10 protein-coding genes are annotated in these 10134 nt (G+C 71.8%); 5 read left to right on the top strand and 5 right to left on the bottom strand.

Annotation, left to right across the window (positions count from 1 at the left end; genetic code table 11):
• The 3 genes from G6023_RS03050 to msrB form a co-directional block, all read left to right on the top strand.
• On the top strand, positions 1-547 hold a 547-nt coding region (locus tag G6023_RS03050; protein ID WP_182634053.1), incomplete at its 5' end, for an alpha/beta hydrolase.
• 53 nt (positions 548-600) lie between these two features.
• Positions 601-1797: a glycosyltransferase family 87 protein gene (locus G6023_RS03045; protein WP_235027790.1), complete on the top strand. Its 1197-nt coding sequence runs from the start codon at positions 601-603 to the stop codon at positions 1795-1797.
• A 9-nt stretch (positions 1798-1806) separates the two neighbouring features.
• Positions 1807-2241, top strand: a complete 435-nt coding sequence (gene msrB / locus G6023_RS03040; RefSeq protein ID WP_069389058.1) for a peptide-methionine (R)-S-oxide reductase MsrB — start codon at positions 1807-1809, stop codon at positions 2239-2241.
• A gap of 104 nt (positions 2242-2345) precedes the next feature.
• Here msrB and hemQ read toward each other — a convergent pair whose 3' ends face one another.
• Genes hemQ through hemE form a run of 3 tightly spaced genes read right to left on the bottom strand, consistent with a single transcriptional unit; the run spans position 2346 to position 5551 of the window.
• Positions 2346-3041 carry a hydrogen peroxide-dependent heme synthase gene (hemQ, locus tag G6023_RS03035; protein ID WP_069389059.1) on the bottom strand — a complete coding sequence of 232 codons (696 nt, stop codon included), beginning with the start codon at positions 3039-3041 and terminating at the stop codon, positions 2346-2348.
• Between the two features lie 3 nt (positions 3042-3044).
• Positions 3045-4427: a protoporphyrinogen oxidase gene (gene hemG, locus G6023_RS03030; RefSeq protein ID WP_182634052.1), complete on the bottom strand. Its 1383-nt coding sequence runs from the start codon at positions 4425-4427 to the stop codon at positions 3045-3047.
• A 2-nt stretch (positions 4428-4429) separates the two neighbouring features.
• Positions 4430-5551 carry a uroporphyrinogen decarboxylase gene (hemE, locus tag G6023_RS03025; protein WP_182634051.1) on the bottom strand — a complete coding sequence of 374 codons (1122 nt, stop codon included), beginning with the start codon at positions 5549-5551 and terminating at the stop codon, positions 4430-4432.
• A gap of 98 nt (positions 5552-5649) precedes the next feature.
• Here hemE and G6023_RS03020 point away from each other — a divergent pair, with 98 nt between their 5' ends.
• Together G6023_RS03020 and G6023_RS03015 are read left to right on the top strand one after the other, a co-directional pair.
• Positions 5650-6237, top strand: coding sequence for a DUF3000 domain-containing protein (locus G6023_RS03020; protein WP_159147774.1), 588 nt, complete (start codon positions 5650-5652; stop codon positions 6235-6237).
• Positions 6234-7472 (top strand): HRDC domain-containing protein, encoded by a 1239-nt coding sequence (locus tag G6023_RS03015; RefSeq protein WP_159147776.1) that lies wholly within the window; start codon positions 6234-6236, stop codon positions 7470-7472. Before G6023_RS03020 ends, G6023_RS03015 begins: the two co-directional genes overlap by 4 nt.
• 87 nt (positions 7473-7559) lie before the next feature.
• On the opposite strand, the gene dxs is transcribed toward G6023_RS03015, so the two are convergent.
• A complete protein-coding gene (gene dxs / locus G6023_RS03010; RefSeq protein WP_182634050.1) occupies positions 7560-9434 on the bottom strand; it encodes a 1-deoxy-D-xylulose-5-phosphate synthase in 1875 nt (624 codons plus the stop codon).
• A 119-nt stretch (positions 9435-9553) separates the two neighbouring features.
• Positions 9554-10134, bottom strand: a 581-nt coding sequence (locus G6023_RS03005; RefSeq protein WP_472986414.1) for a class I SAM-dependent RNA methyltransferase, incomplete at its 5' end; no start/stop codon positions are given.

Below are 10134 nucleotides of genomic sequence, written 5' to 3'. Positions count from 1 at the left end.
GTCGGCGTTGGCGGACCTGTCCGGCGCCTCCGCTGCCGACGCCTCCCCAGGCGACGTCATCCTGGGCGACCTCGCGGCCGCCGCCCCCGAGGACACCCCGGGCAGCGTCCGTGACCGCGCCGCCGAACTGGCCGGGACGTCGCTGCCGTACGTGGCCGGATGCTCCGACCTGTCGCGCCGCGTCCCGGTCAACCGTGTCGGGGAACTGCGGGCCGAATGGGAGCAGACCCCGCCGTTCGGGGAGATCATCGCCGCGCAGCTCTCCGCCTGCTCCACCTGGCCCGTGCCCGGGCAGTCTCCGGTCTCCGTTCCCGCCGAGACGCCGGTACTCCTGGTCGGAGGGATCGCCGACCCCCGGGCCGGTGCCGCCGCACTCGAACCCACCGCCGGGGCCCTCAGCGCCGCCGGGGCCACCGACGTGCGGATCGTCACCTGGGGCGCCCCGGGCGCACAGGTGATCCTGCACTCCGGATGCGCCCGGGGCGCGGTCGTCGATTTCCTCGACGACCCGGATGCCGCTGAGCAGTCCACGGCCTGCCCGTCCTGACCGGCCGGGGTGCCTCACCGGGACGCGGGAGGCCAGGCGGTACCCTGCGAGTCGTGCCGCTGCCCACCCGAAGCACGTCGACCGTGCCCCGCGTCCTCACCCACGTGTTGTGGCCGCTGGCGATCATGACCGTCATCCACCGCGTCCTGATCAAGGCCGTCAACGGATCCATCACGAACGACTTCGGCACCGTCTACGCCGCCACCAGGCGTTTCCTGGCAGGTGAGCCGGTGTACGTCGAGAACCTGCTGACGGTGCAACCGCACTATCTCTACGCCCCCAGCGGGACGTTCGTCCTCGCCCCGTTCGGCCTGATCGACAACTACACGCTGGCGCGCTGGCTGTTCATCGGAATCAACACCGCCGCGATCATCGCGGCGCTGTGGCTGCTCATGCGGCTGTTCGACCTCGACGTCCGCTCGTTCGCCGCCCCCGCCATCCTGCTGGCGGCGTTCTGCACCGAGGCGGTCACCAACACGCTGGTATTCACCAACGTCAACGGCGTGATCTTCCTGTGCCAGGTGGCGTTCCTCTACCTGCTGCACCGACGGCGCCTCTGGTGGGCCGGCGTGGCCATCGGCCTGTCCCTGGCCGTCAAACCGATGCTCGCTCCGCTGCTCGTGCTGCCTCTCATCCGCAAGCAGTGGCAGCCGTTCGTCACCGCGGCCGCGATCCCCGCCGTCACCATGGCCGCGGGGTGGGCCCTCACCGTCGACGCCCGCAGTTACCTCGACACCACACTCACCTACATGGGCGAGGTCCGCGACTACTACAACAGCTCGATCGCCGGGATGGGCCTGTACTACGGCGTACCCGAGCCGGTCATCCTGGTGGCCCGCATCCTGGTCGTGGTGGCCACCCTCGTCGCCGTGTGGCTGCTGATGGACTACCGCCACAACCACGAGGTGCTGTGGTTGGCCACCACCTCCGGGGTCGTGCTCGCCGGTGTGTTCCTCGTCTCCACCCTCGGCCAGATGTACTACTCGATGATGCTCATCCCGATCATGCTCACGGTGGTGCTGGACAAGTCGTTGGTCCGCAACTGGCCGGCGTGGCTCGCCGCGTACGGGTTCTTCACCCTCGACTTCTGGGAGTCGGCGCGCTGGCCCTACTACGGGCGGCTACTCGAGTTCGCGCACCCGACCCTGGGATGGTTGCTGCTGCTGGCCACCGTGCTCGTGGTGCTGCTGTGGCGCCGCAGCGACCCCCGCCGGCACGAGCGGATCGCACCGGCCGCCGCGTCGGCGTAGCCTGCGGGCATGAGCGAGCCCACCGATACCCACACCCCCCAGCCGGACTTCACGCTGGACGACACCGAGTGGCGTCGTCGACTCAGCCCGGAGGAGTACCAGGTCCTGCGGCAGGCCGGCACCGAGCGTCCCTTCACCGGTGAGTACAACGACACCAAGACCGAGGGCGTGTACCGCTGCCGCGGATGCGGTGCCGAACTGTTCCGCAGCGACGCCAAGTTCGAATCCAACTGCGGGTGGCCCTCGTTCTTCACGCCGCTGGCCGGCGGCGCCGTCATCGAGCGCACGGATTCCTCGCTCGGCATGACGCGCACCGAGGTGATCTGCGCGAACTGCCACGGTCACCTGGGGCACGTGTTCGCCGGGGAGGGCTACGGCACCCCCACCGACCTGCGGTACTGCATCAACTCCCTGAGCATGACGCTGGAGCCGGCCGAGAGCTGAACTCGACCGGCCGCATCCGGCCCACAGAGACGAGAGGGCCGACCGGGACTGCTCCCGGTCGGCCCTCTCTCGCGTCAAGTCGAGCTGTCGGCGCGCGGTGAACCTCAGGGCATCGATGCCGCCAGCTGCCCGGCGGTGACGCGCGGTCCGGTGAAGAACGGGATCTCCTCGCGCACGTGGCGGCGGGCCTCGGTCGCCCGCATCTCGCGCATCAGGTCGACGATCCGGTCGAGCTGCGGGGCCTCGAAGGCGAGGATCCACTCGTAGTCCCCCAGCGTGAAGGACGGCACGGTGTTGGCGCGGACGTCCGGGTACTCGCGGGCGGCGCGGCCGTGCTGGGCGAGGATCTGGCGCCGCTCCTCGTCGGGGAGCAGGTACCACTCGTAGGAGCGCACGAACGGGTACACCGAGACGTACGCCCCCGGCTCCTCCTCGGCGAGGAACGCCGGAATGTGGCTCTTGTTGAACTCCGCGGGGCGGTGCAGCGCGGTGTTGGACCAGTAGGCGGTGCTGGCCCGGCCCAGGAGGGTGGTGCGCCGGAACTCGTTGTAGAACCGCTGTAGGTCCTCGATGTGCTCGGAGTGGGTCCAGATCATGAAGTCGGCCTCGGCGCGCAGGCCCGAGATGTCGTAGAGACCCCGGACCACCACGTCGGTGCCGTCGTAGCGGGCGAGGAACTCCTCCAGGTCCGCGGCGACCGCGTCCCGGTCCTCCCCGAGCTGCCCCGGCGTCACCGTGAAGACGGAGAACATCAGGTAGCGCAGGGTCGAGTTGAGTTTCTTGTAGTCAAGGCGTGCCATGGCTCAATCCTGCCACCCCAAGGCGAGTCGCCGGGCCGCGGCCCGCGCCGAGCCGATACAGGCGGGTACCCCCACGCCCTCGGTCGCGCCGCCGACGAGCTCCACGCCGGGCAGCCGCTCGGCCAGTTCGGCGCGCACGCCCGAGATCCGCGTGTCGTGTCCGGGACCGATCTCGGCGAGGGCGTCGGACCAGCGGCGCACCCGCGAGTGCAGGACCGTCGGCGCGGAGCCGCACAGTCCCCCCAGCGCGGATTCGGCCATGCGGGTGAGGGTGGCGTCGTCGGCGGCGAGCACCTCGTCGTCGTCGATCCTCCCGAACGACACCCTGACCAGGTGCCCGGGCCGGGTGTCGAGGTGCGGCCACTTGCGGCTGGTGAAGGTCATCGCCTTGAACGGCACCGGTTCGTCGGTCGCCACCAGGACCCCCGAACGCTCCGGGAGGTCCAGGGACCGGTCGACCTCCAACGCGACGACGGCCGAGGACGCCGTCCGGATCCCGGACAGGCCCCGGGTCGCGGCGTCGAGACCCCCGGCACCCTCCAGGAGCGGGGCGGCGTGGGGAACGGGGACGGCGACGACGACGAGGTCCGCCTCCTCGGACCACGACCCGCGGTCGCCGGCGACCGCCAACGAGTAGCCCGAACCGTCCCGGTGGAGAGCGGTGCAGGTGGCGTGTGTACGGATCACGGCACCGGAGGCCCGGACGAGGGCGTCCACGAGGAGCCGGTAACCCCCGTCGAGGGTGGCGAACACCGGGCCCGGCACGCGGTGCGCGACGAGCTCCCGCGCGGCGGCTGTGAGGCTGGGAGCGCCGCGGTCCAACGCCTGCGCCAGCCCAGGGATCACCTGTCGCAGCCCGAGCCCGGTACTGGGGGCGGCGTACACGCCCCCGAGCATGGGGTCGACGAGCCGGGCGACGACCGCGTGCCCGAACCGCTCGGAGACCAACGAGCCGAGCGAGACGTCACCGCCCGGCTCCCAGTCCAGCGGCAGGTCGGCCTCGCGCGCGGCCGCAGCGCGCTCCCGCGGGCTCAGCACGTCCGCCAACGCCCCGACGTCGGACGGCAGACCCATCAACGTGCCGACGGGCATGGGCACCATCCGACCCCCGGTGAGGATCGCCGGTCCGAGCGGCCCCGGATGACGCAGCGACCCGGTCAGGCCGAGTTCGGCGACGAGGTCGCTCGCCTCGGGTCGGCGGCCGATGAAGGCCTCGGCGCCGAGCTCCATCGGACCGGACGGGAAGTCGACGGTGTGGAGTGCCCCGCCCGGCCGGTCAGAGGCCTCGAGGACGGTGATGTGGGCGTCCGGCAGCTCGCGCGAGAGCTGATAGGCGGCCGTCAGCCCGCTGAGCCCACCGCCCACCACGGCGACGCGAGGGCCCACCGTCACTTCCCGGTCAGCTCGTGGACGAGCTCCACCACGTGGGTCACCGCACCCGGGTCGGTGCTGGGCAGGACACCGTGGCCGAGGTTGAACACGTGGCCGCGTGCGCCGAGGTCGCGGGCCCGCCGGCCCTCGTCGAGGATGCGGCGGACCTCGCCGTCCAGCGCCGACCGGTCGGCGAAGAGCATCGCGGGGTCGAGATTGCCCTGCAGGACCTTGCCCGGCACCCGCCCGGCGGCGTCGTCCAGGGGGATGCGCCAGTCCACGCCGACGACCTCCGGGCCGGCCTCGCCCATCGCCCCGAGCAGCTCGCCGGTGCCCACGCCGAAGTGCGTGCGGGGAACCGTCGAGATGATCTCGTCGGCGAAGATGCGGGTCGAGTGCGGGAGCACCAGCGACCGGTAGTCCCGCTGGCTGAGCGCGCCCGCCCACGAGTCGAAGAGCTGGACGGCGTCCACTCCGGCAGCGATCTGCGCGCGCAGGAACACCGTGGTCAGGTCCGCCAGCTTGGCCATGAGCGCGTTCCACACGTCGGGCCGCGAGTACATCAGTGACTTGGTGTGCTCGTGGTTGCGGCTCGGGCCGCCCTCGATGAGGTAGGACGCCAGGGTGAAGGGGGCCCCGGCGAAGCCGATGAGCGCGACCTGCGGGTCGAGTTCGGCCACGACCAGCCGCACGGCCTCCTCGATCTTCTCGAGGCGGTCCGGGGTGAGCTCGGGCAGGGCGGCAACACCGGCCTCGTCCCGGATCGGCTCCGCCACCACGGGCCCGGTCCCGGGCACGATGTCGATGTCCACCCCGGCGGCGGCCAACGGGATGACGATGTCGGAGAAGAAGATCGCGGCGTCCACCCCGTGGCGACGGACCGGCTGCAGGGTGATCTCACACGTCATCGCCGGGTCGAAACAGGCCTCCAGCATGGTGGACCCGGCGCGGACCTTCTTGTACTCCGGAAGCGAGCGGCCCGCCTGGCGCATGAACCACACCGGCGTGTGGGCGCCGCCGACTCCGGTCACCTCGTCGAGGTACGGGCCGGTCCCGGCGCGGCGGCCGGCGACGGCATCCGTGGCGGGGTCGGCGGGACGGGAGGTCGAGGACGCATCAGAGTTCAACACACCCCCCATCGTCCCATGAAGCCGCCGCCGCGGCCGGTCAGCCCACCCGGGTAGGCGACGGCGCGCCTCCTCGGGGCACGCCGGGGCGGTCGCTAGCGTGACGACCCGTGAGTACATCGGTCAATGACGGCGAGCCCGAGGTTTTCCGGGAGGCGGTCGAGTCGCTGTCGCGACTCGAGGTCCGCCCCGAGATCTCGGTCGGCCCGATCCGCCCGCCGCAGCGACTGGCGCCCTACAGTCACGCGCTCGGTGTCGAGATCATCCCGCCCTCCGGCGACGACGTCCCGGAATTCTCCGACGGCGACGCCTTCGGCCGTCTCATCCTCCTGCACGACCCCTCCGGGGACGACGCGTGGAACGGCACCCTCCGACTCGTGGCCTACATCCAGGCCGACATGGAGGCCTCGCTGGCAGGTGACCCGCTCCTGCCCCAGGTGGCGTGGAGCTGGCTCACCGAGGCCCTCGGCGATCAGGCCGGGCCGTACACCTCGCTCGGTGGCACCGTGACCAGCACCGCCTCCGTCCGCTACGGCGACATCGCCGGTCCTCCCCAGTCCCACCAGCTCGAGCTGCGCGCGTCCTGGACCGCCCTCGAGCCCGACCTGACCGGCCACGCGTCCGCCTTCTGCACGACGCTCGCCCTGGCCGCCGGTCTCCCCCCCGTCGGCGTGACCTCCCTGCACCGGCGGTCGTGAGCGGGCGCCGCCGCGGCGAGACCCCGCCCGGGGCACAGCCACCCCCGGCCGAGTACGAGTTCGTCGACGCCCTCCCCGCCATCGAGGCGGTCGCCGACGCCCTGCGGTCCTCGCCCGGCCCCGTCGCGGTCGACGTCGAACGCGCTTCGGGGATCCGGTATGCCGACCGGGCCTTCCTCCTGCAACTCCGCGCCCCCACCGGCCCCGCCCTGCTCGTGGACCCGGAGACCCCGGGTCGGACCATCGGCTCCCTCGCCGACGTCCTGTCGACCCGCCCCCTGCTGCTCCACGCCGCGAGTCAGGACCTCCCGTCGCTGCGTGAGCTGGGGGTCTCGCCGACCTCGCTCGTCGACACCGAGCTGGCCGGACGTTTCCTCGGCACCGAGCGGGTCAACCTCGGGGCGATGATCTCGGAGCACCTCGGGATCGGCCTGGCCAAGGCGCACTCCGCCGCCGACTGGTCTCGTCGCCCGTTGCCGGCGGCGTGGTTGGACTACGCAGCCTATGACGTGCTGTTCCTGCACGAACTGGCGGACGAGGTCCTGCCGCGGCTCGACGAGCTCGGCCGCCGTGAGTGGTTCGAGGCGGAGTGTCGGTACCTGGTGGAGTCCGGCCCGGCACCTGCCGCGCCGGACCCCTGGCGTCGACTGTCCCGGCTGTCGAGCCTGCGCGACGGCCGGCAACTGGCGCGCGCCAGGGAGTTGTGGATGGCCCGGGACCGGGTCGCGGCCGAGCGGGACATCGCCCCCAAGCGGCTCCTCGGTGACGCGGCGATCGTGGAGGCCGCCAGGGTGGGGCCGACGAACAGAACCGCACTGCTGGCGATCGAGGGGTTCGACGGACCTCACCGCCGACGGCTCGTCGGGGAATGGCTCGCCGCCCTCGAGTGGGCCGACGGGCTGGGGCGGGCCGACCTGCCCTCCCGGCAGGGGCCGCCCGCCGAGCACCCGCCGCACGCGTCGTGGAAGCGAAACGAGCCCGAGGCCGCGGAGTTGCTCGAGATCGCCCGCGAACGGATCGGCGCACTCGCCGACGACCTGGGTCTGGAGCCCGGACTCCTGCTCAAACCCTCGACGCTGAGACTGTGGGTGTGGCGCGCGGCGACGACCCGGTCCGGGGACGACGCGGAACTGCTCCACGACGTCCTGCTCACCGAGAGCGCCCGAGCCTGGCAGATCGAACTGGCCACCGACCCCCTGCTCGAGGCGGTGCGGAGCTTCCGCGCGGATTCCTGAGTCCGGGCCACCGGCACCGGCCGGCGCGGCCCCTGTCACGCGTGGGTACGGGCCCGCGTGTGCACGCGTCCGGCGATCCGGCCCGGGTCAGCCCAGTCGGGTCCGGATGCTGTCCGAGATCCCCTCGGGGGTCAGTCCTGCGTCGGCCAGGATCTCCCCCCGGGAGCCGTGGTCGAGGAACTCCTGCGGGATGCCCAGCGCGACTCGATCGACCCGCACCGCGGCGTTGTCCAGGCATGCCGACACCGCCGACCCGACGCCACCGTGCAGACCATTGTCCTCGACCGTGACCACGAGACGGCGTCCACGGGCGGCGTCCAGGATCGACGCGGGAACCGGGTAGACCCATCTGGGGTCCACTACGTCGACCGAGATGCCCTCTGTCCCGAGGGCACGGGCGGCGGCGATGGCGGGCGCGACCATCGACCCCACCGCGACGATGAGGACCTCGGCGTCACCGGATCCGTGCACGCGGTCGACCCCGTCCTCGGACGTGGCGAGGGCGGGCAGAGCATCACCGACCGACCCCTTCGGGAACCGGACGACGGTCGGACCGTCGTCGAAGGCCACCGCCTCGCGCAGTTCCTGCCGGAGGGTGGTCGCGTCCCGGGGAGCGGCCACGCGTACCCCGGGGATGATGCCGGTGAGCGACAGGTCCCACATCCCGTTGTGGCTCGCACCGTCCGGGCCGGTGACGCCGGACCGGTCCAGGACCATGGTGACCGGTTGTCGGAGTAGCGCGACGTCCATGAGCAGCTGGTCGAACGCCCGGTTGAGGAAGGTCGAATAGACCGCGACGACGGGGTGCAGCCCACCGAGCGCGAGCCCTGCCGCCGAGGCCACGGCGTGCTGCTCGGCGATACCCACGTCGTACATCCGTTCCGGGAACCGCTCCCCGAACGCGGCCAGACCGGTCGGCCCGGCCATCGCGGCCGTGATGGCCACGACGTCATCGCGTTCGGCACCGATCGCACACAGTTCCTCGGAGAAGACCGACGTCCAGTCCACGGCGGAGGAGGTCGCCAGCGGCTTTCCGGTCTCGGGATCGATGACCCCGGTGGCGTGCATCTGGTCCGCCTCGTTGTTCTCGGCGTGGACGTAGCCCATCCCCTTACGGGTGACGACGTGGACCACCACCGGGCCGCCGAAATCCTTCGCGAGGCGCAGGGCCGCCTCCGTGGCGGCGAGATTGTGCCCGTCGACCGGCCCCATGTACTTGAGCCCCAGGTCCGCGAACAACTCCTGCGGCGACACGACGTCCTTGACTCCCGTCTTGATGCCGTGGAGCACCGAGTAGACGGCCTTCCCCACGACGTCCTTGCGGCCCGTGAGCGCGTTCTTCGTGCGATCCATCGCCTTCTCGTACGCCGGCTGGAGCCGCAGCGCGCCGAGGCGGTCGGCGAGCCCTCCGATGGTCGGCGAGTACGAGCGGCCGTTGTCGTTGACGACGATGACCATGGGGCGGTCCTTGGCGGCGGCGATGTTGTTGAGGGCCTCCCATGCCATGCCACCGGTCATCGCGCCGTCGCCGATCACGGTGACGACGGTCCGATCGGACTCCCCGCGCAACGAGAACGCCTTGGCCAACCCGTCCGCGTACGACAGGGAGGCCGTGGCGTGCGAGGACTCCACCACGTCGTGCTCGCTCTCCGCGCGACACGGGTAACCGGACAACCCCCCGCGGGTGCGGAGCCCGTCGAACTGATCGCGACGACCGGTGAGGATCTTGTGGACGTAGGACTGGTGTCCGGTGTCGAAGATGACGGGGTCGCGGGGTGAGTCGAAGACACGGTGCAACGCCACGGTCAGTTCGACGACGCCGAGATTCGGGCCGAGGTGCCCGCCCGTCGCGGCGACCTTACGGATGAGGAATTCACGGATCTCCCCGCACAGCGCGGCCAACTCCCCGGGACCGAGCCGCCGCAGATCGGATGGGCCGTCAACCTGTTCGAGCACGCTCATTGCTGTCGACTGCCCCTTCCGTGACCGACACCCTGCTGGGTCGAATCGTCAGTCTACGGGCTGGCGCGACGCGACCTCGCCCACGGGCGGACGTTCGGGCCCCTACCTGCGGTGCTGGATCAGGAGCGTCCCGGCGAGTCCAGTACGGCGATCCCCTCGACGTGATGGGTGCCCGGGAAGGCCGCCACCCCGTGGAGGTCGGTGAGCGTCCACCCGGCGGCCACGAGGACGCCGATGTCCCGCGCCAGACTCGCCGGATCGCAGCCCACGTGCACGATCCGGGACGCACCTGACGCCGCGAGCCGCCGCATGACCGGGATCCCCGCTCCGCCGCGCGGGGGATCGAGGATGATGACCTCCGGATCGGGGTGGTCCGCCGGCCGGTCGTCGCGGTCCTCGAGGAACGTCTCGACCCGGGAACGCAGGGTCCTCACTCCCCCGCCGGCGGGGTCCCCGGGCGGGCCGCCGAGGGTGTCCGTGGCCGCGTGCAGCGACGCCGTGGCGGATTCGACGACTGTCACGCGGGCGCCCGGGATCGCGTCCCGAACCCCGGCGGCGAACAGCCCGGCGCCTCCGTAGAGGTCCCAGATCTCGGGGATGTCGGTCAGGTCGGGGGTGCGCGTCACCGCGGTGCGTACCTCGTGGCTGTAGTGGCTCGCGGCGGAGCGGTGCGCCTGCCAGAACGCGTCGGGAGGCAGCC

This window comes from Dietzia sp. DQ11-71 (genome assembly GCF_014144995.1).
In the GTDB taxonomy this organism is placed as follows: Bacteria; Actinomycetota; Actinomycetes; order Mycobacteriales; family Mycobacteriaceae; genus Dietzia; species Dietzia kunjamensis.
The sequence above is the reverse complement of the archived record's forward strand: the minus strand, read 5'-3'. Positions and strand labels throughout refer to the sequence as shown.

Excerpts from the sequence above, each read along its gene's own strand:
- msrB (WP_069389058.1), top strand. The coding sequence starts at position 1,807 with ATGAGCGAGCCCACCGATACCCACACCCCCCAGCCGGACTTCACGCTG.
- hemQ (WP_069389059.1), bottom strand. The coding sequence starts at position 3,041 with ATGGCACGCCTTGACTACAAGAAACTCAACTCGACCCTGCGCTACCTG.
- hemE (WP_182634051.1), bottom strand. The coding sequence starts at position 5,551 with ATGGGGGGTGTGTTGAACTCTGATGCGTCCTCGACCTCCCGTCCCGCC.
- dxs (WP_182634050.1), bottom strand. The coding sequence starts at position 9,434 with ATGAGCGTGCTCGAACAGGTTGACGGCCCATCCGATCTGCGGCGGCTC.